The sequence below is a fragment of the Xanthomonas dyei genome (genome assembly GCF_002939865.1).
Classification (GTDB): domain Bacteria; phylum Pseudomonadota; class Gammaproteobacteria; order Xanthomonadales; family Xanthomonadaceae; genus Xanthomonas; species Xanthomonas dyei.
In genome coordinates this window covers 18,529-44,318 of the sequence record NZ_MDEE01000024.1, presented here as the reverse complement: position 1 = coordinate 44,318, position 25,790 = coordinate 18,529, and the positions used below count along the sequence as shown (strand labels likewise).

The 25,790-nt window shown below is 68.3% G+C and carries 11 protein-coding genes and 2 pseudogenes; 2 read left to right on the top strand and 11 right to left on the bottom strand.

Going from position 1 to position 25,790, the window contains the following annotated elements:
• Positions 1-402: 402 nt before the first annotated feature.
• Entirely contained in the window at positions 403-3,183 is a 2,781-nt protein-coding gene (gene polA / locus XdyCFBP7245_RS15420) for a DNA polymerase I (RefSeq protein ID WP_104616437.1), read from the bottom strand.
• A 77-nt stretch (positions 3,184-3,260) separates the two neighbouring features.
• Here polA and XdyCFBP7245_RS15415 point away from each other — a divergent pair, with 77 nt between their 5' ends.
• Both XdyCFBP7245_RS15415 and XdyCFBP7245_RS24050 read left to right on the top strand, forming a co-directional pair.
• On the top strand, positions 3,261-3,551 hold the full coding sequence (locus tag XdyCFBP7245_RS15415) for a DUF2782 domain-containing protein (RefSeq protein WP_104616436.1): 291 nt from the start codon (positions 3,261-3,263) through the stop codon (positions 3,549-3,551).
• A 37-nt stretch (positions 3,552-3,588) separates the two neighbouring features.
• A complete protein-coding gene (locus XdyCFBP7245_RS24050) occupies positions 3,589-3,732 on the top strand; it encodes a hypothetical protein (RefSeq protein ID WP_158255516.1) in 144 nt (47 codons plus the stop codon).
• Positions 3,733-3,842: 110 nt separating this feature from the next.
• Here the strand turns inward: XdyCFBP7245_RS24050 and tssA are convergent, their stop codons facing one another.
• The 10 genes and pseudogenes from tssA to tssK all read right to left on the bottom strand — a co-directional run bounded on the left by tssA (position 3,843) and on the right by tssK (position 25,710).
• The gene (gene tssA / locus XdyCFBP7245_RS15410) at positions 3,843-4,886 is read right to left on the bottom strand and encodes a type VI secretion system protein TssA (RefSeq protein ID WP_104616435.1); all 1,044 of its coding nucleotides are present in this window, start codon (positions 4,884-4,886) and stop codon (positions 3,843-3,845) included.
• Positions 4,887-4,933: 47 nt separating this feature from the next.
• Positions 4,934-12,508 carry a two-partner secretion domain-containing protein gene (locus tag XdyCFBP7245_RS15405; protein WP_104616434.1) on the bottom strand — a complete coding sequence of 2,525 codons (7,575 nt, stop codon included), beginning with the start codon at positions 12,506-12,508 and terminating at the stop codon, positions 4,934-4,936.
• Between the two features lie 11 nt (positions 12,509-12,519).
• Positions 12,520-14,174: pseudogene (locus tag XdyCFBP7245_RS15400) on the bottom strand (ShlB/FhaC/HecB family hemolysin secretion/activation protein).
• Positions 14,175-14,206: 32 nt separating this feature from the next.
• On the bottom strand, positions 14,207-14,608 hold the full coding sequence (locus XdyCFBP7245_RS15395; RefSeq protein WP_104616433.1) for a hypothetical protein: 402 nt from the start codon (positions 14,606-14,608) through the stop codon (positions 14,207-14,209).
• Positions 14,605-18,303, bottom strand: coding sequence for a bifunctional serine/threonine-protein kinase/formylglycine-generating enzyme family protein (locus tag XdyCFBP7245_RS15390; RefSeq protein ID WP_104616432.1), 3,699 nt, complete (start codon positions 18,301-18,303; stop codon positions 14,605-14,607). The genes XdyCFBP7245_RS15395 and XdyCFBP7245_RS15390 overlap by 4 nt, the downstream gene beginning before the upstream one ends.
• Positions 18,304-18,307: 4 nt before the next feature.
• The gene (locus XdyCFBP7245_RS15385; RefSeq protein ID WP_104616431.1) at positions 18,308-19,024 is read right to left on the bottom strand and encodes a PP2C family protein-serine/threonine phosphatase; all 717 of its coding nucleotides are present in this window, start codon (positions 19,022-19,024) and stop codon (positions 18,308-18,310) included.
• A complete protein-coding gene (tagF, locus tag XdyCFBP7245_RS15380) occupies positions 19,021-19,596 on the bottom strand; it encodes a type VI secretion system-associated protein TagF (protein WP_104616430.1) in 576 nt (191 codons plus the stop codon). Before tagF ends, XdyCFBP7245_RS15385 begins: the two co-directional genes overlap by 4 nt.
• Positions 19,593-23,123, bottom strand: a complete 3,531-nt coding sequence (gene tssM, locus XdyCFBP7245_RS15375; protein WP_104616429.1) for a type VI secretion system membrane subunit TssM — start codon at positions 23,121-23,123, stop codon at positions 19,593-19,595. The genes tagF and tssM overlap by 4 nt, the downstream gene beginning before the upstream one ends.
• Positions 23,120-24,394, bottom strand: a pseudogene (icmH, locus tag XdyCFBP7245_RS15370) (type IVB secretion system protein IcmH/DotU). The gene tssM and the pseudogene icmH overlap by 4 nt, the downstream one beginning before the upstream one ends.
• A complete protein-coding gene (gene tssK, locus XdyCFBP7245_RS15365; protein WP_104616466.1) occupies positions 24,376-25,710 on the bottom strand; it encodes a type VI secretion system baseplate subunit TssK in 1,335 nt (444 codons plus the stop codon). The pseudogene icmH and the gene tssK overlap by 19 nt, the downstream one beginning before the upstream one ends.
• Between the last annotated feature and the right edge of the window lie 80 nt (positions 25,711-25,790).

Here is a 25,790-nt window from a genome sequence, read left to right as displayed (position 1 = left end):
AGCGAGTTAATCGCTCCTATTTAAATTTGTGATTGCGCATCGGGCAGTTGCCCAATCTGCGAAGTGCTGTGCTGCAACGCACCGCGATTGCACCTATTCTGAATGCCGAACATAAAAAAGCCCCGCAGACCAGGGGGAGGTCGGCGGGGCCAGGGAACGGAAACTTGGGGAGGAGTTTCCGCTCCGAGATCTGCTCCAGGGGATGGGAGAGATCTGCCGACAGGCGTTGCGCCCGTCGAGGGATATAACACCATTTCCCACCTTGATGGATCGTGAAGATAACTGTTAAAAAAATGTAGAATTTAACGGTTATTCATTCCTCCAATCCTGCTGCATCCGCATTATGTTTTGACCAGCCTATGTCTGGTCTGCGCATTCAGCATATCAGCGTGATGTGCTGCGTCAGTGCGCCTGATCCCAGTTATCGCCCACGCCCGAATCCACCACCAGCGGCACGCGTAATTCAGCAGCGGCCGACATGCGCGCGGTCACTTCACTCAGCAGCGTGTCGACGAAATCGGTGTCGGCTTCGAACACCAGTTCGTCGTGCACCTGCAAGATCATCAGGGCGCGCTGCGCGTGGTCGGCGATCCAGCCATCCACGCTGACCATGGCGCGCTTGATAATGTCGGCGGCGGTGCCCTGCATGGGCGCGTTGATCGCGGCACGCTCGGCACCGGCGCGCTGGCCCTGGCTGCCGGCATTGATGAAGTCCAGATACAGCCGGCGGCCGAACACCGTCTCCACGTAGCCCTTGTCGCGGGCCTGCTGGCGAGTGGTGTCCATGAAGTCGCGCACGCCCGGGTAGCGGCTGAAGTACAGCGCGATGTAGTCCTGCGCCTCGCCACGGCCGATGCCGAGCTGGCGGGCCAGGCCGAACGCGCTCATGCCGTACATCAGCCCGAAGTTGATCGCCTTGGCGGCGCGGCGTTCGTCGTTGCTGACGGTGTCGATGGTGCGGCCGAACACTTCGGCGGCGGTGGCGCGGTGCACGTCGGCGCCGGACTCGAACGCGCCCACCAGGCCGGGGTCGCCGGACAGGTGGGCCATGATGCGCAGCTCGATCTGCGAGTAGTCGCAGGCGATCAGCTTGCGCCCGGGCGGGGCGACGAAGGCGCGGCGGATGCGGCGGCCGTCTTCGGTGCGGATCGGGATGTTCTGCAGGTTGGGGTCGGACGAGGACAGCCGCCCGGTGGCGGCGCCGGCCTGGTGGTAGCTGGTGTGCACGCGCCCGGACTGCGGGTGGATCATCTCCGGCAGCTTGTCGGTGTAGGTGCTGCGCAGCTTGGCCAGGCCGCGGTATTCCAGGATCACCCGCGGCAACTCGTGCTGGTCGGCGATGGCTTCCAGCGCTTCTTCGTTGGTCGAGGGCTGGCCCTTGGGCGTCTTGACCACGGCGGGCAGCTTGAGCTCGTCGAACAGCAGCGCCTGCAGCTGCTTGGGCGAATCCAGGTTGAAGGTGCGCCCGGCCAGCTCGGTGGCCTTTTGCTGGGCGGCGAGCATGCGCTTGGACAGGTCCGCACTCTGGCGGCGCAGTTCGGCCGCGTCCACGCACACGCCGTTGGCCTCGATGCGGGCGAGCACTTCCACCAGCGGCATCTCGATCTCGCGGTAGACGCGCTCCAGCCCCGGCTCGGCGGCCAGCTTGGGGCCGAGCACCTGGTGCAGGCGCAGGGTGATATCGGCGTCTTCGGCGGCGTAGCGGGTGGCATCTTCCAGGCTGACCTGGGCGAACTTGATCTGCTTGGCGCCCTTGCCGCACACGTCTTCGTACTTGACCGTGTCGTAGCCCAGGTAGCGCTTGGCCAGGCTGTCCATGTCGTGGCGGGCGCTGCCGGAATTGAGCACGAAGCTCTCCAGCAAGGTGTCGTCGCTGTAGCCGGCCAGCTCCACGCCATGCCGGCGCATCACGTGCAGGTCGTACTTGCCGTGCTGGCCGAGCTTGCGCAGCGCAGGGTCGGTGAGCAGCGGCGCCAGCTGGGCCAGCGCCTGGGCGCGGTCGAGCTGGACCGGCGCGCCGGGGAAGTCGTGGCCGAACGGCAGGTACGCCGCCTGGCCGGGCTCGGCAGCGACGCTGAGGCCGATCAGGTTGGCCTGCAGCGGGTCCAGGCTGTCGGTTTCGGTATCGAAAGCGAACTGGCCGGCCGCGCGCAGGCGGGTGATCCAGCTGTCGAGCTGTTGCTGGGTGAGAATCGTCTCGTACTGACCGGGCGCGGCTAGGGCCGGGTCCAGATCCACCGGCGCGCTGGCCGGGCCGGAGACGAAGCCGGTGCCGCGGGCGCGGCCGGGTTCGGTACGCGCCACGGCCATGGCGTCGGTCTGCACGCCGGCGGCCGCTGTGCCGCCCAGCTCGCGCAGGGCCTGGCTGAAGCCGTAGCGGGCATAGAGCGCAGCCAGGGTCTCGGCATTGGGCTCGCGCAGCTCCAGCGCGCGCGGGCCGCTGGCCAACGCCACGTCGGTCTTGATGGTGACCAACGCGCGGTTGAGCGGCAGCCGCGGCAGTGCGGCGCGCAGGTTCTCGCCGATCTTGCCCTTGATCTTGTCGGCGTTGGCGATGACGCCGTCGAGCGAGTCGTATTCGGCCAGCCATTTGGCGGCGGTCTTGGGGCCGCACTTGTCCACGCCGGGCACGTTGTCGATGGCATCGCCCATCAGCGCCAGCAGGTCGACGATCTGGTCGGCCCGCACACCGAACTTGGCGATCACCGCCTCGTCCGAATCCATGCGGCTGCCGCTCATGGTGTTGACCAGTTCGATGCCCGGACGCACCAGCTGCGCGAAGTCCTTGTCGCCGGTAGAGATGGTGACGCTCAATCCGTCTGCGGCGGCCTGCAGCGCCAGCGTGCCGATCACATCGTCCGCTTCCACGCCGTCGATGCGCAGGATATCGATGCCCAGCGCATGCACGATGTCGCACATCGGCTGCACCTGTGCGCGCAACTCGTCGGGCATCGAGGGGCGGTTGGCCTTGTAGTCGGCATACAAGTCATCACGAAATGTCTTGCCCGGCGCGTCCACCACGAACGCGACGTAGGCGGGGCGTTCCTTCAAGGTGGCACGCAGCATGTTGACCACGCCGAACAACGCACCGGTGGGCTCGCCCTGGGCATTGGTCAGCGGCGGAAGCGCGTGGAACGCGCGGTACAGGTAACTGGACCCGTCGATCAGGACTAATCTGCTCATGCCTCAATTCTACGCTGCACACCCACGCCGCACCGCGCCAGCGCATACTCACCGACGACCTAAAACGGATGACAACGATGAAGAGAGCACGTCTTTTGCTGCTGCCGTTGCTGCTGCTTGGCGGCTGTGCCACCAGCGGCGGTGGCCGCGCCGGTGGCGATGTCCCGGCCGGTGCGGATGTCACCAGCAAGACCATGGGCAATGGCGACAAGGTCGACGAATACCGCGTCAACGGCCAGCTGGAAATGGTGCGCGTGACGCCGGCCCGCGGTGCGCCCTACTTCCTGTACGACCGCGACCACGACGGGCATACCGATGCCGAGAAGGACAAGGTCAACAAAGTGTATTGGCAGTTATATCGTTGGTGATTGGGGGGTTGGGATTCGGGATTGGCAACAGCGCGGTGTGACTGTGTTTTGGCTGGAGGTGGGCGGCGGGCTGGTTGGGCTGCCGCCGTGGGGCAAGGGACGTCGATGGTGGTGCGGGCGCGCCTTGTGCGGCTGGCTGTTGTGGATGGAACCGCTGGTGGAGCGACTGCGCTCGCCCTAAGCCAGAGCGGCCGCTGCTCTGAGTCGGCATGCATCACGCGTACGCTGCGGTTCCGCGCGGGTCCATCCGCACTCGACTGACGATGGCTTGCTCGGTGGCGTTCGCCGCGCTCAGCCGTTTTCCAGCGGGCCGGTGACGCGTTGCAGGTCGTCGATGCCGGCCGGGGCCAGCTCCTTCATCAACGCCAGGAAATCGCAGCCCACCAGGCGCTGCGCACGCCGCAGCAACATCGGGACCGGGCTGGAAGGTTCGCAGCGCGCGTAATAGGCGCAGATTTCATCCAGACGACGCAGCACATCGTCCGGGCCGGCAATGGCGCCGGCCGGGCGGGCGCTGGTGGCCGCCCCGTCGTTGCCCTCGCCCGCCGGCGCCGCGTCGGCGTCTGGCGCGGCGGGGTTGGCGCTGTTGTCGCGCGCCTGCCAGTGCGGCAGCACGAAACGTTCCAGCTCGCGCAGGTCGGTCAGCAGCGGGCGCAGGTCCGGCGCGGCGGTGCCGAGGTGTTCGGTGAGCAAGGTATCGATGGCGCGCGCATGTTCCGATGCAGCGCTGATCGCCTGGGCGGAGGCGGCCAGCGTTTCCAGCGTGCAGTCCAGGCAGCAGGCTTCGATCTCGGCCAGGCTGGGGCCGGTCTGGCCCTCGGCCAGCTTGAGGGTGCCGTTGGCCACGCGCAGGTCGCGCAGGCTGAAGCGGCCCAACCGCGGCGATTGCACGAACGGTGTGGTGCGCAGCGCACCGAGCAGGCCCATCGGGTCGCTCAGGCCGACCAGGGCGTTGATGCGCGAGGTCGGGTCGTTGTCGTCGTCGGCATCCAGCTGCGGGTGCACGCTGTCCCAGTGCTGTTCCAGCAGGCCGCGGATCAGCGCCAGGGTGTCCGCCCAGCCCGGCAGGCCGCGCAGGCGCAGCCAGGCCGCGCCCAGCTTGCCGGCGATGCGCAGGTCGCGACTGCGTCGGCTCAGTTCTAGCGCCAGCGCCTGCACCTTGTCCCAGTCGGGTTCTTCGGCGGCGATGACGCTCTCGCCCAGGGTGCGCTCGGCGCGGACGGCCGAGTCGCGTTCCAGGCGCAGGAAGTCCGGGTCGTATTCCAGGTCCGGGCCGGCCGGGGCGTCGTCGCTGACCGGTGCCAGCAGGGTCTGCAGGGAAGTGTCGTCGTGCATGGCAGGCTCCATGGGGAGAGCCGCCGCGGTGGGCGGCGGCATCAGGTTTATTGCGGGGTGCAGACCGCGTCCGGGTCGCCGGCGTCGCACGCCGGTTGCTGGTCGTCGGGTAGACGCAGGCCGGGACGGACCAGGCCGAAGGCGCGATACGGCGTCCCGCTGGCAGAGAGATCGACGAAGGCGATGGTGCGGCTGGCCGAGCTCTGCGCGCGGCCGGCAAACGCCGAAGCCGGCACGTTGAAGCTGGAACCGCCGCTCAACTCGAGCAGCCCGCCCTCGGCGGTGGTCGCGTTGAAGTACGCCGGTGGCGCGCCCACCGCGCCGATCACCTGGGCGCCAGTGCCGACCAGATAGATCGGGTCCTGCTGGGTGCCGATGCGGCCGGTGGCGGAGAAGTTCCCGGTGCCATCGCGCAAGGTGGCGCGGCCTTCCTGCAGCAGATCGCCGCGCACCGACAGCACCAACGCGCTGTTGCCGGCATCCACGCTGTAGCTGCTGCCGTTGGCCAGCACCAGGGTGAGGTCGCCGGCATTGGTGAGGCTGAAGCCAGTGCTGGCGGTGAAATCGCCCAGCTGCACCACGCGGTTGTCGATGAAGGTGGTGGCATCGCCCAGCACCACCGGGCCACCGGCGCTGCCGCTGAGCAGGTTGGTGCTGATGGCGCTGCCGGCGCGCTGGCGAATGCCGGCAACCGCCTGCAGCCAGGTGGTCGCGGCGCTGAGCTGACCATCCAGCAGCAATGCATCACCGCTACGCACCCGCAACAGGTTGCCGCCATCCACGCGCCCGCTCACCTGCAATGCGCCGGCACTGAACAGATCCAGGCCCTGCGCACGGAAGTCGCCGAGCGTACCGATGGCATTGGCGGCGCTGGTCAGCGTGGCCGCACCCGCGGCGCTGCCGGCAAGGTGCGCTGCGCGCAGGCTGCCGCCGCTCTGGGTCATGGGACCGCCGCTGCGCACGCTGAGGTTGCCGGCGCTGCTGATGTCGTGCCCCAGCTGCATGGCGCCACCGCTGCCCAACGCCACCGCGTTGCCGGCAATCGCGCCGCTGGTGGAGAGCTGGCCGCCCGCCTGCAGCGCAACCGCACCGCTCGCCTGCGCTGCCACGGCCAGGTCGTTGCGATCGACCAGGGCGATGCTGCCGCCGGTGGCCTGCACGCTGCCCTGGAAATCGTTGCCGGCATCGGTGAGCACGATGGCACCGCTGCCCGCATCGAGCACGCTGTTGCCCAAGACGGTCAACGCGCCCTGTTGAGTGATGCCGGCATCGGTTGCCGCCGGCGTGGGCAGGGCCTGCGCGCGAATGCGTGCAGCCGGTACAACGCCGCTGCGCGCGACCAGCGTGCCGCCAATGCGACCCTGGCCCAGATTCAAGGCTTGGCCACTGCTCACCTCCAGCGCAGCGACATCTACATTGCCCAGCGTCAGCGCATTGCGGTCGCGTACGCGGGTGTCGCCACCGCGAAGGTTCACTGCCGACTGGAAGTCGTTGCCGGCATCGGCCAGCGCGATGGAAGCGCCGGCACTGTCGATACGGGTGATGCCGGTGACGGTCAGCGCGGCGCTCTGCGACACCGCACCGCCGTTGCTGGCGGCGTCCAGATCGCCATTGACCAGGCCGAAGCCCAGGTTCAGCGCCCCGTTGCTGGCGACATCGAGCGAACCGGTGTTCAGCGCATCCAGCGTCAGCGCATTGGCATCGCGCACACGTGTGGCACCGCCGCTGAGCGCGAGCAGGCCCTGGAAGTCGTTGCCGGCCGCATCCAGCACAATCGCGCCGCTGCCGGCATCGACCACGCTATTGCCTGCCACCTGCAGCGTGCCTGCGCTCTGGGTGATCGCCGCATTGTCGCTGCGCAAGCTCAGATTGCCCGACGCAGCGATGGTATTGCCCAGCACGATGCCGTTGGCACCGGTCAGCTGCACGTCGCCACCGCGCAGCGCACCGACCGTACTGAGCGTACCGCCGCGTGCGATCACATCGAGCGCACCGCTGCCGGTATCGATTGCGGAGGCGAGCAGCAGCGCACCGCCGGCATCCAACGTTACCGCGCCAGTGCCGGTGCTTTGCACGCTGGCGAGCTGCAGGTCGTTGCGGTCGACCAAGCCAATGCCATCGCCGGTGGCGGCGACTGCACCGACGAAATCGTTGTTGGCGTTGGTCAACGCAATCGCTCCGTTGCCGGCATCGAGCGTGCTGGCGCCGGTAATGCTGAGCGCGTTGGTTTGGGCGATGACACCGCCGTTGCTGATGGCGGTCAGTGCGCCGTTGACGCTGCCCTGGCCCAGATTCAACGTGCCGTTGCTGGTGACGGTAAACGCGCCGGTGTTGAGCGTGCCCAGCGTCAGTGCGTCGCTATCGTTGAGTTGCACGGCGCCACCAGCGAGGTTCACTGCCCCTTGGAAATTATTTACGCCGTTCAAGGTAATGGCGGCAGTGCCGGCGTTGACGGTGGTGAGGCCGCCGACCAGCAATTGGCCGCCGCTCTGGTTGATTCCGGCATTGGTGGTGCGCAGCGTCAGCGCGTTGCCGGCGCTGATGGTGTGCGCCAGGGTCAAGCCATCACGTGCAGTGAGCACGACGTTGCCGCCGCTCAGCGCGCCGCCGGTGGAGGTGAGCGTCAAGTTACCGGTGCCGGCGGAGATCGCCGATGCAGGCAGGTTGAGCGTTTGCGCAATGAGCGCGATGTCGCCGTTGCTATTGCCATTGATCGAGGAGACGTTCAGCACGCTGCGATCGGTCACGGCGATGCCGTTGCCGGTCAGGCTGACGGCGCCCTGGAAGTCGTTGTTGGCATCGATCAGTGCGATCGCGCCGCTGCCGGCGTTGAGGGTGCTTGCGCCGGTGACGGTGAGCGCACCGGCCTGGGTGATGGCGCCGTTGTTGCTGGTGGCGGTCAAGCTGCCGGTGGTGCCGGTACCCAGGTTCAACGCACCGTTGCTGGTGACGGTGAGCGCGCCGGTGTTGAGGCTGCCCAGGGTGAGTGTGTTGGCATCGACGATCTGCGCCGCGCCGCCGGTGAGGGCGACCGCGTCGGTGAAGTCGTTGGCATTGGTCAGTACGATCGCGCCGGAGCCGGCGTTGACGGTGGTAATACCGCCAACCAGCAATTGACCGCCGGTCTGGTTGATTGCGGCATTGCTGGTGCGCAGCGTGAGCGCGTTGCCGGCGCTGATGGTGTGCGCAAGTGTCAGTCCATCGCGTGCAGTGAGCACGATGTTGGCACCGCTCATAGCGCCGCGAGTACTGAAGGCGCTGCCGGTGGAGGTGAGCGTCAAGCTGCCGGTGCCGGCGGAGAGCGCCGATACAGGGAGGTTGAGCGTCTGCGCAGTGAGCGCGATGTCGCCGTTGCTATTGCCATTGATCGAGGAGACGTTCAGCACGCTGCGATCGGTCACGGCGATGCCGTTGCCGGTCAGGCTGACGGCGCCCTGGAAATCGTTGTTGGCATCGGTCAGTGCGATCGCGCCGCTGCCGGCGTTGAGGGTGCTTGCGCCGGTGACGGTGAGTGCACCGGCCTGGGTGATGGCGCCGTTGTTGCTGGTGGCGGTCAGCGCGGCATTGACGCTGCCCTGACCAAGATTCAACGCACCGTTGCTGGTGACGGTGAGCGCGCCGGTGTTGAGGCTGCCCAGGGTGAGGGTGTTGGCATCGACGATCTGCGCCGCGCCGCCGGTGAGATTCACCGTGTTGCTGAAATGATTGCCGATGTCGGTCAGTGCAATCGTGCCGCTGCCGGCGTTGATGCTGCCACCCCCATTAACGGTGAGCGCACCGGTCTGGCTGATGGCGCCGTTGTTGCTGGTGGCGGTCAAGGCACCGGTGCTGCCGGTACCAAGATTCAACGCACCGGTGCTGCTGACGGTGAGTGCGCCGGTGTTGAGCGTGCCCAGGGTGAGCGTGTTGGCATCGACCACCTGCACGGCGCCGCCGGCCAGATTCACCGCGCCGGCGAAATTGTTGGCGCTGTCGGCCAATGTGATGCTGCCGCTGCCGGCATCGAAGCGGCTGCTGCCGCTGACGGTCAGCGCGCCTTGCTGGTCGATGGCAGTGTTGTTGCTGTCGACCAGCAGGCTGCCGACGCTGCTGTTGCCCAGGGTGAGCCGATCGCGATCGACCACCTGCACGGCGTTGCCGCTCAGGCCCACGACACCGCGAAAGTCGTTGTCGCTCGCATCCAGGGTGATGTTGTCGGTGCCGGCCGTGAATTGCGCCGCGCCACCCACCTCAAGCCCGCCGGTCTGGGTGATGCCGCCGCTGGCGCTGGTGGCGGTCAGCGTGGTGACCACGCTGCCCTGCCCCAGATCCAATGCGCTACCGCTGCTGACCGTGAGCGCGTTGGCGCTGAAGCTGCCCAGGGTCAACGCGCTGAGCGCGTTGATCTGCACCGCGCCACCGGTCACCGACAGCGCGCCGATGAAGGCGTTGGACGGGCCGTTCAACGCCACGGCGCCGCTGCCGGTATCGACCGTGGTGGTGCCATCGATGGCGAGCCTGCCGGCGAGCTGGGTGAGCGCAGCGTTGGTGGTGCGCAGCTGCAGGTTGCCGCTGCTGGTGATGTCATGCGACAGCGTGATGCCCGTGCGCGCGTTGAGGCTGACATTGCCGCCGCGCAATGCGCCATTGGTGGCCAAGCTGCCGTTGTCCGAACGCAGTTGCAGCGTGGCGCTGCCGGTGTCGATCGATTGCGCCGGCAGGCTCAGCATGCCGCCTGCGGTGAGCGCGACCGCGCTGTTGGCGGCGCTGACCAGCGAGACGATGGACAGGTCGTTGCGATCGTAGATGCCGATGGCGCCGCCGGTCACGTCCAGTCCGGCGGTGAAATCGTTGCCCGGACCGAGCAAAGAGATCGCTCCGGTTCCGGCGTTGACGGTGCCCAGTGCGCCAGCGCTGATCGCCCCACCGCCCTGAGTGATGGCGGCGTTGGTGGTGGTCAACGCCAGCGTGCTGGTGGCATCGATGTCGTGGTCCAGGGTCAGCCCGTCGCGAGCAGACAGGCTGATCTGATTGGCACTGAGCGCGCCCTTGGTCGCCAGCGTGCCGCCCTGCGCGCTTAGCCGCAGATTGCCCGCGCCGAGGTCGATGGCCTGCGCTGGCAACACCAGGTCGGCGCCAGCGGTGAGGGTGACATCCCCGCCGCTACCGGCGGTGAGCGAGGTCACGCTGAGCGTGTCGAGATCGCTGACCGCGATGCCGGTGCCGACCAGAGTCAGCGCGCCCTGAAAGTCGTTGCCGCCGTTGCCCAGCGAAATCGCGCCGCTGCCTGCATTGAGCGTTGCCGGGCCGGTCAGGGTCAGTGCGCCGTTCTGGGTGATCGCGCCACCGTTGCTGCTGGCAGTGACGATGCCGCCGATGCTGCCCTGGCCCAGGTTCAAGCTGCCGTGGCTGGTGGCGGTGAGCGTGTTGGTGGCGATGGCGCCCAGGGTGAGCGCGTTGCTGTCGTTGACCACCGCCGTGCTGCCGGTGAGCGAGACCGCGCCGCCGAAATCGTTGCCGGCACCGCCCAGGCTGATGGCGCCGGTGCCCGCTGCCGCCGTGGCGTTGGTGGTACCGGTGACAGCGAGCAGACCGGCGGTCTGGGTGATGGCCCCGGTGTCGCTGGTCAGCTGCAGGTTGCCGCCGGCCTGGACGCTGTGGCCAAGGTTCAACGCATCGCGCGCGCGCAGGCTCACCTGGTTGCCGGACAGTGCGCCCCCGGTGCTGAGCCCGCCACCGAGCGCGCTCAGCGACAGCGCGCCGGTGCCGGTGGCAATGGCCTGCGCGGGCAAGTTGAGCGCGCCGCCTGCGGTGAGCGTAATGGCGCCGTTGCTGCCGTTGGTGAGCCCGACGATGGTGAGATCGTTGGCATCGCGTACGGCGATACCGATACCGATACCGGTCAGCGTGAGCGCGCCAACGAAGTCGTTGCCGCTATCGCTCAGCGCAGTGCCCCCGTTGCCGGAATCGAGCGTGCTGGTGCCGTTCACCGTCAACGCGCCTGTCTGGCTGATCTGCCCACCATTGCTGGTGGCGCTGAGCGCCCCGGTCACCGCACCACTGCCGAGATTCAACGCACCGCTGCTGGTGGCGGTGAGGTTGCCGGTGGCCAGCGTGCCCAGGGTCAGTGCGCCGCTGTCGCTGATCTGGGTGGTGCCCCCGCGCAGGCTGACCGCCTGCTGGAAATCGTTACCTGCAGTGGTCAGCGAGATGGCTCCCGTGCCGGCCTGCAGATCGCTGGTGCCGGTGACGGTGAGGCCGGCGTTGCCAGCCTGCTGGATCGCGCCATTGTTGCTGGTGGCACTGAGCGCGCCGGTCACCGTGCCGCTGCCAAGATTCAGCGTGCCGGTGCTGGTGGCGGTGAGGTTGCCGGTGGTCAGCGTGCTCAGCGTCAATGCACCGCTGTCGGTGATCTGGGTGGCGCCACTGGTGAGGCCGACACTGCCGCCAAAATGATTGCCGCCATCGCTCAGCGTCAGCGCCTGGTTGCCCAGCGAAAAGGTGCTGGTGCCGCCGACCGTCAGCGCGCCCTGTTGCGCCAGGCCGATGGTGTTGGTCAGGCCCAGGTTGCCGGCCACCTGCAGGAAGCCGAGGTTGGCGATCTTGTTGGCGCCGCTGAAGCTGGCATTGCCGCCGATGCTGCCGGACACGTTGCCGGCGGTGAGCACGCCGCCCTGCTGTACGGCAACGTCAGAGACATAGCTGATGGCACCGCTGCCGACATCGATACTGCCATTGCCGACGATGCCGTTGCTGCCGGCGCCATTGGCCACCAGCGAGACACTGCCATCGCTGCCGCCGGCAAGTCCTGCAGCGCGGACGACGCCACTGTTGTTGACCAGCGCGTCGAACACGCCCTGTGCTGCGCGTGCGCTCAGGGAGATGGTGCCGCCGGGTGCGATCAGGCTGCCGGAGTTATTCACCGCGAACGTGCCCTGCGCGAATTCCAGCGATTTGTCGATGACCACGCCAAACCCACCGCTCTCGAAACTGAGGGTGACCTTGTCGGCGCCGGCCAGGGTGATGTTGCCGGCGTTGGCGGTGATGGTGCCGTTGTTGAGCACTTCGGCGCCGATCAGATTGACCGCGCCGGCGGCGGCGGTAATGGTGCCGGCATTGGACACCCGGGCGACCCCACCGTTTGCATCAAAGACGTCGTTGCCGTTGATGAAGTTGATGTCCTGGGCCCCCAGGGTGGTGGCGACCAGGCCGCCGACATTTACCTGCGCGGTATTGCCGAAGAGGATGCCGTTGGAATTGAGCAGGAACACCTGACCATTGGCGGTGATGTTGCCGAAGATCTGCGTGGGATTGCCGCCGATGACGCGATTGAGCACCACCGAGCTCGCAGATGGCTGGTTGAAGCGCACCGTGGCGGCCGAACCGATATCGAAGCTCGTCCAGTTCAACGCCATGCGCGAGCCGGTCTGGTCGATCACCTGCGTTGTGCCGGTGGGCGCATTGATCGTGCCGGTGCCGCCCACGATGCTGCCGCCGGTGGGCAGCTGGGTGCTGGCAACCTGCGCCATCGCCGGCGCGCTGAGCATGAGTGCGGCGGCCAGCGCCAGCGCAAGCGGCGATCGACGCAGCAGGCGTTCGCAGGGGCGGGCTGCAACGGTGGAAGCGGTGTGGTTGGCGTGCATGCGCAGATCCCTCAGAAAGTGAAGCCGAAACGCGTGTAGATGCGGGCGTCGTCGCGTCCATCGGACGCATTGCGGCGTCCGGTCGGCAGGGCGGCCGTGAGGCGCCATTCGAAATTGGCGTACTGCGGCAAGCGGAAGGTGAAGCCGACACCGGCGGCGTCGAAGCTGGTCGGCGCCGCGACGCCATTGGCCGCAAACACGCGGGCGTGATCGGCGAACACGTCCAGCTCCAGCAGTTCGCGCCACGGCCGGCCATTGAACGGCGAGGCAGCATCGGCAAAACCGGGCGCATCGACGTGATATTCCAGCGCGGTGTAATAGCCGAGATCGCCCAGTGCATCGGACACCGGATAGGCGCGCACGCTGTCCGGCCCGCCCATCGCAAATTGCTCCAGCGGCGCCAGCGTGTCGCTGCTGTACTGGCCGCTGAACTTGAAATACAGGCGTTGGGTGCGGGTGAGGTATTGCAGGCGCGTGTACGACAAGCGCGTCAGGGTGAAGTGGCTGTCGCGGTCGGGGCTGACCAGATCCGGGTCGGCCGAGCCATCGCGCAGGGCCTGGCGCACGCTGAGCTGCAGCAGGTCCACTCCGCGCCAGCGCAGATCGGTGCGGCGCAGCGAGACGCCGAGTTCGGCCACGTCGAAGGATTGGTCCGACAGCGTGATGCCGGCGGCATCCAGCCGCGATTTTTCGCGCAGATACCGCGCCGAGCCTTGCAGCTGCAGCAGATCGTGATTGATGAATTTCCAGTCGGCGCCGGCATACACCACCGAGGTGGGGCCCTTGAGGCCGAGCCGGGCGAACACGCCGTTGCGCACCTCCAGCTCGCTGCGGCTGGCGCCGACCACCGCGCTCAGGCCGGACACCTGCCCCACCGGCAACGCATACGACAGCGCACCGATCTGGCTCTGCCGCGGCGACAGCGAGTAGGCGTAGTTGGCGGCGAACACATCGCCCAGGCCCAACGGGCTGTTCCAGGTGATGCCGGCCTGGGCGCGATAGCAGCCGGTGAGTTCGGTGCCGTAATTGTTGCCGCCCAGGCTGATCACATACGGGCGTACGGCTTCGCTGGCGACCAGCACCACATCGGTTTCGCCGGCGTTCTGGCCCGGCTGCAGCACCGACGACAGCGACACGCCCGGCAGATCACGCGCGTACAACAGCGCGGTGTCCACGTCCTGCTTGCGCAGCGGGCGGCCCTGCAACTGGCGCAGCGGCGCCGACAAGCTTGCACGGTGACCTGGCCGATGCGGCCTTCGAGCACGCGGATCTCGATCAGCTGGTCCGGGCCGGGCGTCTGCGCCGGCAGGTAGGCGGTGCTGACGATGAAGCCGGCTTCGCGATAGGCGCGGGTGACGGTGTCGGCCACCGCCTGCAGCTGGTCGAAGCGCAGCGCCACCACCGGCTGGCCTTGCGCCAACGCGGCGAACGCGGCATCGGCCACCGCCTGCACGCGCGCCGGGTCGATGCCGGCCTCCGGATAGGTGCCGACATCGCGCACGCGGAATCCGCGCACCGGCAAGGCGACGACGGCATCGCCGCGGTCCTTCATCGCCGGCAGCGCGGCGCCGCCTGCGGGCGCACCATCGGAGGCGCTGTGGTCCTGCGCCCACGCAGGTGCGGCCAGCAACAGGCACGCAGACACCGCCGCGGCCAGACACGTCATACGCATACGTCACTTACCCCTGAAAACATCCGTTATTGCGCATGCCCGACGTGCCGTGCTGCGCATGCGGACGTGTGCACGCCCGCATGGCGATCGGCCTGGTTGCGCTCGCCCCTGACTGAACGCCGGTCGAACCCGGACGTACAGTTATGGAATGTCAGCAACATTAATGCGACGGCCGTCACCGTTAAGACAATTGCCGTGGCACGCCTGCGCAATCGACTGGCGCGATCACGCGGCAACGGCGGGTTGGAGCGGTCGTCGAGCGACCGCGGCTGCGGGTTGCGCAAGGTCGCGCCCTGCGCCTGGCGGGCGGCGTCCAGCACGTCGCGCCGACGGGCGCGGTACTGCGCGCGATCGATCTGGCCAAGCTGGTGCGCCTGGGCCAGCGCATGCAACTGGGCGTTGGCCGGGTGCTGCGTGCTGCCGCTCATGGCAGCTCCCGCAGCACGCGAAAGCCCACGTCCGGCTGCGCCGAGCCGTTGTCGGCGCGACTGGCCTGCACGGTGCAATCGGACCAGTAACTGGCAAAGCTGCCGCCGCGGGCTTGTACGCCGGCGCCGCTGGAGACCCATTCCCACACATTGCCGGTGAGGTTGATCAGCCCCCACGGGTTGGCATCGCGGCCGCGCGCCGACACCGGTGCGCGCACCGCATCGGTGGCGCTGGCGGTGGGCGGCACGCAGTTGCTGTCTTCGGCTTGCCGCCAATTGCTGGCGGCCTGCGCGGCATGCAGCCATTCGGCATCGCTGGGCAGGCGGTAGCGCCAGCCACCGCTGCCGATGGTCAGCCAGCGCAGATAGGCGCGGGCCTGGGTCAGGCTGATGTTGCGCACCGGCGCGCGCGCCAGCTCGGGCGTGCTGGCGGCCTGCGCGGTGCAGCGCCCGGTGGCCTGGCAGAACAGGTTGAAATCGGCCACCGCCACTTCGCCGCGCGACAACGCATACGGATTGCCGCCGTCGATGCCGGGCACCACCACCAGCATCGGGCCGCGGGTGTCGCCCAGCGTGTCGAAACAGGCCGCGCCACGGCCGGGCAGGCCGGCACCGCCGCACGGGTCCGGGCCGGTCGGCACCGGCGGAAGGGCGTCGTCATCCACGCTGGTGGGCAGTGCGGCAGCGGCCGTGGCGCTGCGGGCCGCACCGGTGGTGGCCGTGGTGGGCTTGGCGGTGGATCTGCCGCGCGCCGATTTTGCTGGCGACGCGGTAGCCGGTGCGTCGGTGGCGCTGCCAGCGGGCACGCTGTCGGATGCGGGCGCATCGACGCCAGGTGCACGTTTCAGGCGTGCGGACAGCGTGCCTTCGGGCAGTTGCCCGGCGGCTTTCATCTGCGCTTCCAGTTGCGCCATCGCGGTGGCATCGCTGCGATACAGCGCCTGCAGGCGCTGACCCAGTTGCTGGCGCTCGGCGGCAGGCAAGGTGCCTGCAGCCATCACTGCGGCGGCGACGGCATAGCGCGCCTGCGCACTGCGTAGCTCGGCGCGTTGGCCCAGGGTCTGCAAGCCCTGGGCGAGCAGGTCGGCGGCCTGCGTGTAGCGGCCTTGCGCAAAGGCGTCGCCGGCGTTGTTGCGATACACCTGCGACAGCAGTTGCGGGCCCTCGCTGCGCAGCAACGGATGGTTGGGCTGCAGCACGCGGATACGCGCCAACGCATCGCCGGTCTTGCCCAGATCGTTAGCGGCGGCGGCACGCCGCAGCGACTCCACCCGACCGGCCAGTTCGGCCTCGGCACTTTCGCGGGCGAGCGCCTGCTGCAGCTGTTGCTCCAGGGTGTGCAGGCGCGTGCGTTGCGCCAGCAGCGCGCTGGACTGCGGTGCCAGCTGCAGACCGAAGCTGACCAGTGCCTGCGCGCCCGCCAGTTGCGCCGGGTCGGACTGGGCGGCGACTATGCCCGCGATGGCCTCGGCCACTGCGCCCTGTTGCGTGCTGCGCTCGGCCGCCGGCAGGGCGGCCAATGCCGCAGTCACGCGGTCGCGCCACGCCGCATCGGTGCCGGGCTGTGCCAGCGCGGCGGCCAGCGTTTGACGTGCGCCAGCCGCATCGCGCGGCGCCGCAGCCACCGGCGTGCGTCGGGCTTGCTGTTCGGCCACTGCGACCTCGGCGCTGCGCAACTGCAGCCGCAACGAGTCGGGAAAGGCCGCGCGTGCCTGATCGCTCTCGGTCCGCGCGGTACTGAGCTGGCCTGCCGCAACCGCCTGTGCAATGGCGGCATCCAGCCGCACTTCCAGCGCGGCGTGATGCAACAGACTGCTGGCCGGGTCGATGCGGCGCACCTGGTCGAGCGTGGCCAGCGCGTTGTCGGCCTGATTGCGGAACAGCAGACCGGCGTCGAGTTGGCGATTGAGCGTGGTGTCGAGCGCGTTGAGGCGCTCGTTTTTTTCGCGCTCGATGGTCTGCCGGCGCGCATCCAGCGACGGCGAATACAGCCGCAGCCGGTCGCGCAGCGCAAACACCTGCAACGCGCCGCGATAATCGTCGCGGCCGTTGGCCGGACTCCACACTGCATCCAGGCGACGCAGCAGGAAATCTTCGATCAGATCGCTACGGTCGGTGAGCAGGCGGCGGCGGTCGTCCGGCTCCAGGCTGGACAGCGCCTGCATGGCCTGGGTTTCGTCGCGATAGCGCTGCGGGTCCTGCGCACCGAAGCGGGCGACCACCTCGGCCAGATGCTGCTGATGCAGGTAGCGCTGCACGCCCCACCCGCCCGTGCCCAGCACCGCCAGCGCGGCGGCGCCGTAACCGAGCAAGGGCAGTGCGCGTTCGCGCAGCGGCACCTGGCGCAGGCCATCGAGCAACTGATCCACGCGCTTGAGACGCTGGCCGGCGGGGAACGCGACGGCGGCGCACAGCGTGGCGTATTGGCGCCGGGTCAGACCGGGCACCGGCGGCGGGCGGTGGCCATCGCGCAGCGCCACTTCGGCGCTGAGTTTGTCGAACGGGTGCTTGCCGGTGAGCAGTTCGAAACACACGCAACCCAGCGCATACAGATCGTCGGCCGGGGTGGGCGCCTGCCCACGAATCATTTCCAGACTGGCATAGGCCGGCGTCAATGCACCGAGCGTGGCGGCATCGAACACGGTCTGTTCGCCGGACACATCGGCGGCGTGCTTGCCGGCGCGTGCGATGCCGAAGTCGAACACCTTGGCCACGCCTTCGCGAGTGACCATGACGTTGCCGGGTTTGAAGTCCGAATGCACCACGCCGGCGGCATGCGCGCGGATCAGCGCGCGGCCCATGCCATCGATCAGCGGCCACGCCTGCGTGAGCGGCATGCCGTTGTAGGCCTGCTCGCGGATCAACGTTTTCAGGTCGCTGCCGTCGATGTACTCCATGGTCATGAAGACCAGGGTGCGGTCCTTGTCGAAGTCGTACACCCGCACGATGTTGTCGTGCGCGAGCTTCTGCGAGCGGCGCGCTTCGCGTTGCAACGCGACCAACGAATCGGGATGACGGCGGAATTCGTCGCTGAGCACCTTGATGGCCAGCCACGGGTCGCGGTCGCGCGCTTCCACCTTGCGCTCGTCGCGTGCCAGATACACCACGCCCATGCCGCCGCGCCCGAGTTCGCGTTCCAGCAAGAAGCGTCCCTTGAGCAAGCTGCCGACGCTGGCGTGGTCGCCGCCGGCCGCCTCGGCCAGGTGTTGCCAACTGGACAGGCTGGCGGTGCCTGCGGTGCCTGCGGTGCCGGTGCCGGTGCCGGTTTGCGTGCCCACACCGGTCTGGGTGCCCAGGCCCAGGCTGGTGAGACTGGGCACATCGCCGGGCAGCGGCTGCGCCGGTTGCACGCGGGTGATGTCGTCTTCGACCGGCGCCGCAGCGCGGCGCGGCATCACCACGGTGGCGTCGTCGTCGGCCGGCGGCGCGGCGGTTGCAGCGGTGGGCGCAATTGCTGGCGGCGCTGCCGATGCGCCAGCGTGCAATGCATCCAACCGATGCATCAACGTGGTGACGGTGACATCGTCCAGTAGTTGCTGGCGCTGCAGGTGCGACAGCGTTTCCACGCCGTCGCGGTATTCGGCATCCGGCACGGCCGCGCGCTTGCCCAGCGCGGCCAGCACGGCCTCCAGATTCAATGCGCCGGTGCGCATGGCGGTGACCAGTTCGGTCACGGTGGCAGTGTCTTGGTGCATGCGCTCACTCCTGCAGGCGGACGACGACGGCGGTGACGTTGTCGCGCGCCGCCCTGCCCATCGCCAGTTCGAACAACCGCGCCAGCAGCGCGCGTGGATCGCCGAAGCGATGGCATTCGGCATCCAGCTCCGGGTCGGGTATTTCCTTGTTGATGCCGTCGCTGCACAGCAAAAATTGCGTGCCCGGCAGACTCGGCAGCAGCACCCAATCGACGAATAACGGCTCCTGCGCGCCGACCGCACGCGTGAGCACGCCAGCTGCGGCGGCGGCCGCCTGCGCAGTGCCGAACTGGGTGACGTCCTCGCGCACGCCATGCACGTGATCGCGGGTGAGCTGGCGCAGCGGGCCGCCGTGTTGCGCATAGATGCGGCTGTCGCCGACCCAGCCGCACAACATGAAATCCGGGTCGTGCACCAGCACCACCACGGTGGTGGCGATCATGTCCACGCGGCGTTGCCGCGCAACCTGCAGCAGCTCGGCGTTGATCTGCGCCAGGGTGTCGTCGATGGCGTCGAGAAAGTCGCACAGGTCCGGTGGGCGCACCAACGCGCCCAGCCGCTGCACCAGCAACTGGCTGGCGTAATCGCCGGCACTGTGGCCGCCCAGGCCGTCGGCCACCACCCACAACCCGGCGTCGTCGCGCAGCAGCAGCGCGTCTTCGTTGAGCCGGCGCACCTTGCCGGTTTCGGTATGCCCGGCCGATTGATAGAACGCGCTCATCGGGTCACCTCGGTGATGTCCGCATCGGCGAGCAGCCAGTCCAGATAGCGTTCGGCTGCGGGCAGGCCGTCCAGCGCCTGCACAGCGCCGCCCAGTGGCCACCACAGCGACTGGCCGTGCGCCGGTGCATGCGTGGTGGATGACGTGGCAGGCACCGCGAGCGCGCGCACGGCGGCGTCGAAGCTCACCGCATCGGCGCGTGCGCGCAGTGCACGGCCCAGGCATGCCGCCAACGCGCCAAACCAGGCGTGTGTGGGCAGGCAGGCATGCGGCAACAGCATCGCCACGACCAGCGGGAAGCAACGCCCCACGCGATCTTCGCCCGGGCCAAGCACACCGGCCCAGGCCTGCGGGCCGCACACGCCCGGCCCCAGGGCGAACGCGCGCAAGCCGCTGCTGCGATATGCGCCGGGCCAGCGCTCGCCGAGCTGCTGGCGCACCGTGTCCAGGCAATTGGCAAAATGCGCGTCCCACGGCTGCACAAAGCTGGCCGGCAAGCGCCGCTGCACGAATTCGCCCACGCCGGGCAACTTGCCATGGAAGCCAATCTGATCGGTCGCCGGCATGGTCATCCGCCGCACGCAAACTGCTGGACGTCGCTGTCCAGAAATGGATGGCGCAGGTTGCCCGCGCGCAGCGGCACCTGTACGTCGTGGCCACCGAGCGCGAAGCTGGCGACGAAGCGCAGATCGGACGGATTTTCCAGATGCCCGGCCTGCAGCGCGCGAAACAGCGCCCAGTCGCCTTGATAGTCGAGCGTGCCCAGCGCCACGCCATCGGCGCCGAAGGCGGCAATCGAGACATGCCCCGGCACCGGTCCGGGCCAGATCATCGGCATGCTCTGCGCCGCACCGGGTTGGTAGTCGTAGCGCTGGCCTTCGATGTCCAACGTCAGCCGGGTGACGCCCTCGCCCAGCGTGGGCGCCAGCAAGGTGAAGCCGATCTGCGGGGTGGCCCCGCCGCGAAAATATTTTTGCCGGATGCGCTGTGCCAGCTGCAGCTGTACGGGCAGGCCGGGCGCGCCGACGACCGCATCCGGGCCTTGTTTCCAGCGCCATTGCGGCGCCTGTGTGTCCAGCAGCGGTTGCACGGTGCCGGTGTAGAGCGCATCCAGGCGCCCGCCAGTACCGAACAGTTCGCCAAAATTCTGCAGCGGGAGATCGACCTGCGCCGTTGGGTCGAAGGGGTAGCGGCCGCGCACGAAATCGCTGCACACCTCGCCCACCGATTGGCGCACCTGCGCATCCAGCGCGGCGCGTGCGCCCTGCGTCATCAAGGTGGCGCTACTGCCGGCCAGGGTTTGCAGCCAGTCGGTCACCGGCGGCGGCAGCTGCGCCATTTCCTGCCGGGCCACTGCCAGCTGCGCGTTGGCGGCCGCCGCATCGCCGCCGCCTTGCGACACCACCAGCAACTGCTTGCCCAGTTGATCGAGCACGCTCAGCAGGTGATCCAGCGGCGTGGCGCCAGGTGCGCCGGCAGTCAGCGCGTTGAGCGCCAGAAAGTGCTCGCTGATCGCCGCGCCCGGTACCGGTGCGTTGGCGGCGGCAGGGTCGGCCGGGGTGGCCAATGCCGCGCTCATCGCCGCGCCGCCCGGCAGCTTGGCCACTGCCGCGTTGGCCTTGGCCGCCGCCTTGCCGGCCGCCGCAGCCACGGCGCGCTGCGCCGGGTCTGCCGGCGGTGCGCGGTCCATCGCCTGGGTGTGGTCGCCGACCACACCGAGCAACAGGCGCAGCGGCGAGCTGGGGCCGGCCAGTTTGGCGGCGGTTGCGCTGGCAGCGGCCAGATCGGCGGCCGGGCGCAGTTGCAGATCGGCCAGCAGCGCATCCCAATAGCGGATGTAGTCGGCTTCGTAGCGCTGGCCCACCTCGCGCACCAACGCGGCCTTGGCGGCTGCATCCAGCGGCGCGCCGCCGAACACCCAATCGTCGCGCCCGAAGCGCTCCACCGCCTGGCCGATGCCATCGCGCTGCAGGCCGGCAAACACCGGCTGGGTGTACAGCGCCGGCACCGCGGTGGACAGCGCGGTGCCGCTGCGCCGCACGAAGGTATCGGCAAGCAAGCCCAACGCCTTGTCCAACCGCAGCGGGGTGCCGGCCGGCGGCGTGAGCAGCAGGTTGCCGTAGATCAACGTCGACAGATCGGCCGCACGCAGGCTGGCGCGCGCCTGTGCGATGCGCTCGCCGTCCAGCGACAGCGCACGTACGCGCTCGGGCGCATCGAGCAAGGCCTGCAACTGCGTGCTCAGCGCTTGTTGCTGCGCCACGTCGCGCGGAAACAGTTTGCCGGCCTCGATGGCCGCCAGCGCGCCGAGTTGTGCCGCGTCCAGATGCTGCGGCTGGCCGAGCATCAGGTACCCCTTGAGCGTGTAGTACAACGCCTGCGGCGCCTGCGCGTTGTCGACCAGACCGTTGCGAAAGCGCACCGCCAGCGCCGGCAACAAGGTGGCATTGAGCTGGCGCAGATAGCCGGCCTGCACTTCATCGCCAAGCGCGGCGCCCTGGAACAATCCCATCCGCAGCGACCACGGCGCGCGCGCGTGGTACTGCCGTGCCACCTGCACCACCGCCTGCGTGGCCGCGGCCTGCTGCAGCGTGCGCGTCACGTACTCGGGCATGGCGGTGGCGGCATTGGGGTCGGCCACTGCCGGGCGTGCATCCAGCGCCTGACGCACCTGCTGGAGATAGGCGCGATTGCCCAGATAACTGACGCTCAACCCGGCCAGCAGCGCACCGCTCAGCAATGCAACGCCCACATAGGCGGCCGCCTGCAACCACGCCCTGCGGCGTTGCTGCGTGGGCGGGGTATTGGCCAGCCCGGATTCGCGCAGCACCACCTCGCGCAGCAATCGCTCGACAAAGAATGTGCGGCGTTGCGCGCCGGGAGCATGCACCCGCGCATCGTCCACACCGAAGGTGCGTGCCACCGCACCCATCATGCGATCGATCGGCGTGCCTTCCTGCGTGCCGGAGGTGAAGTACACCCCGCGCAGCAGCGGTGCCGGCCCGTAGGCGTTGCCGGCGAAGGTCCCTTCGACAAACTGCCGTGCACGCTCGCCAAGCGCAGCCAGCTGCTGCGGAAACGACAGGATCGCCGCACGCCGCAAACGGTCGCGATCCAGATTCAGCCGCTCGAACAGGCGTGCGCTCAACTGCTGCTGCAGCAGATTGAATTCGTCGGCAAACCCGCGCGCGGCGCGGCCATCGAGCGTGTGCGCCAGCGGAAACGACATGCCCCAGACCTGGCTACGCTGCGCAGGCGTGAGATCGTCGAAGAACTCGCCAAAGCCACCGACCAGATCGCACTTGGTAAAGATCAGGTACACCGGCACGCTGGCCTGCAACTGCTCGGCCAGCTCGTCCAGGCGGCGACGGATCGCCTGCATGTGCGTGTCGCGTTCGCCATCGTCCAGCAGCAACAGGTCGGACATGCTCATGGTCACCAGCACGCCATTGAGCGGCCGTCGTGGGCGATGGCGCCGCAGCAACCGCAGGAAGTCGCGCCAGGCGCCGGCATCGACGGCTTGATCGGAATCCTGCGTGGTATAGCGCCCGGCGGTGTCCAGAAACACCGCTTCGTCGGTGAACCACCATTCGCAATCGCGGGTGCCGCCCACTCCGCGCAGCGCGGCATCGCCCATGCGCGCGGCCAGCGGAAACTGCAGGCCGGAATGCTGCAGCAAGGTGCTTTTGCCCGAGCCGGGCGGGCCGATCAGCGCATACCACGGCAGCGTGTACAGATCGCTGCCGCCGGGTCGCTTGCGCAACAGTTGAATGGCGTGCTGAAAGCGCGCCTGCAACTGCGCGCGCTCCTGCCCGCTGCGCAGTTCGCGGTCGTCATCGCGCCCCGGAGCGGCCAATGCGCTGGACAAACTGCCGGCGCGACGCTGCGCGCGCCAACGCCGCCATGCCAGCACCCCCAGCCACACACCGATCAACGTCACGATTGCCAACAGCCGCGCCGCCACACCGGTCAGCGGGTTCCAGCCATCGATGGCGACATACGGCCCGCCCACCCACAGCAGCAACGACAGCAGGCACAGCGCCAATACACTCACCAACAACGTGGCACTCAGCTTGGACAACAGCGTTTTCATCGTCATTCCCCAGGCTGAAACAGAATCTCGACGCGGCGATTGCGCGCGCGATTGGCCGGCAATTGCACTGGCTGCGCCACCGGTTGCGAGTCGCCGGCGCCCAGCGCTTCCACCCGCCCCGGCGTGCGCAGATGCGTGCGCAACAGCTGCGCCACCGCGTCGGCACGCGCCCCCGACAAGGCGTAGTTGTCGGCAAAGCGCAGCGAGCGCACCGGCACATCGTCGGTATGCCCGACCACGATCACCCGGCCCGGCAATTGATCGATTGCCGCCGCGATCTGCGCGATCAGGCCACGTTGCTCCGGCTCCACCTCGACGCCGCCGGAGGCGAACATCGCCGCGCTGCTCAAGCGCACGCGCGTCTGCGCATCGGCCTGCTCATCCACGCTCAGCAGACCGGCGCGCTCCTGGGTCGACAGCAATTGTTTGAGGCGCACCTGCGGCGGCGGCAACGGGGTTGCATCCGGTGGTGTGGCCGGTGCCAGCCCCCATTGCGCGACCTGCGCACTGATTCGGCGCCGATAACGCGTTCAAGCGCGTCTGCATCCACACGAAGGCCACCACCAGCACGCTCAGCCCCAGCAGCGCAGCGGCCCACAGCGGCAAGAAGCGATCCCGCCGGCGACGGTCTTCCACCCCGCGCCAATGCGGCGCCAGACTGTCCGGCGCGGCACCGCGCGCGGCGCGGATACGGCGGAACAGGTCGTCCTGAATCTCGCCGAGCTTGGCCAGCCCGCCGGCTTCGATCTGATAGCGGCCAACGAAGCCCAGCGCCAGGCACAGATACATCAGTTCGATCAGGTCCAGATGCCGCGGCACATCGGCGCACAGCCGCTCCAGGATCTGGAAGAACTTGGCGCCGCCGTACGATTCGCTATGAAAGACCACCAGCAAGGTCTTCTGCGACCAGCCGCTGCGCTCGCCCCACGGTGCATTGAGCACCGCCTCGTCGAGCAAGGCGCACAACACATAACGCGCGGCGGTGACCGCTTCGACCGGCGCGCCGCCATCGCGGGCGCGTTGCTCGAAGCGGCGAATCTGCGCCATCACCTGCTCGCGCAGGCGGGCCACATCGGGCAGTTGCGCGCTGTGGCGCAATTGCACGGCCAGCAGCAACAGCGGCGTGGCCGCCTGCACCAACGGGTTGACGCTGCGGCCCAGCAGCTCGCTGATGTCGGTGTCTTCGGCAGCGACCGGGTTGGCCGGTGGCGGCGCGACCAACGCGGCATCGAAATCGGTAACGGGACGGCTCATGCGTTCAACTCCGGATCGCCCACAGTTGCAGGTCCAGCCCGGCAAATTCGCTGCCGAAGTGGAATGCGATGCCGCCAGAGGTCTTCAGCGTTCGCCACAACGCAGCGCTCTTGTCGAACTCGAAATACAGATAGCCGGCGTGATACGGAATCTGCCGCGGGGCCACCGCCATCGGCGTTGCGACGATGCCGGGCAACTGCAGATTGACCAGATCGCGGATCTGCTCCACCGGCCCGATCTTGGCGTGCGCAGGCAGCTGCCGGCGCAACTCTTCGCTGGGCATGTCGGCTTTTGCGGCAAGCACGAACGCGGCGCTGTCCAGCAAGGTCGGGTCGGGCACCATCGCCACCCACACCCCGAATTTGCGTGCCTGCATCGGCAACGGGGTGGCGGTCTGTTCGAGTACCGCGCTCAGGCTGGAGCGCAGTGCGCCGATCACCGGCTCGAAGCTGTCTTGCTGCGCCTCGTGCCGATAGGCCGGCCATGCCGGCGGGCGTTTGCCCGGTGCGGTAAACGTGCTGAGTTCGCCGGCCAGCGCCACCAGCGCACGGAACAGGTCTTCCGGATGCGCCAGCGGTGCGGCAGCCCAATGCGCAATCTGCGGCTGCCAGCGGTTGACCACTTGCAGCAGCAGGAAATCGGCGATGTCGGCAGCGCCGCCGCGATCGGTGAGCGTGACCCGCGCCGCCAACGCCTCGCCGCGCTGATGCAACAAGCCCAGCAGTTCGGTTAGGAACGTGGTCAGCCTTGAGGCGGCCTGGCACACCATCGCGCTGGGAATGAAGTGCGGGTCGAGAATCACCTGACGGTCCGAGCGCGATTCGATAATGCGTGCCACTGCGATGCGGTCCAACCCGTCCAGTGGCTGCGATTGCGGCAGCAGGCGCGTACTCAACCCGCCGACTTCCATCAGCACCGCCTCGCTGGTGCTGCCCGACGCGTCGCCGCTTTCGGTTTCACGTACGCGGTAACGGAACAACTGATCGGCCGGCGATTCCGGGCGCCCCAGTTCCGGCTGCGCAGGCACCCGCAACGGCAGCGTGAGATACACGATCTGATCGCGGCAGTTGGGGTCTACCTCCAACGCCATCGGCAGCGGGTCGTCGCCGGGCATCGCAAACGGCGTGCCGTCGGCAAACACCCCGCGCGCACGCCGCAAGCCCAGCTTGCCCACCGCCAACAGATCGGTTTCCCATTCCAGCTCGCTCAATCCCCAGGCATACGGCCGCAACCGTGCCGCACGCAGATCGACGTAGCGCTCCAGGTACCGCTCCTGCTGCTGCAGATGCTGAGGGCGCAGAAACAGCCCCTCGCTCCACACGACCTTGTTGTTGTGCATGATCCACTCGCTAGGGAAACGCCGCGCGCCACCGCACGGCGTGGCATGCGCGATCGTCATGTTGTTGGTCGGTTGCATGC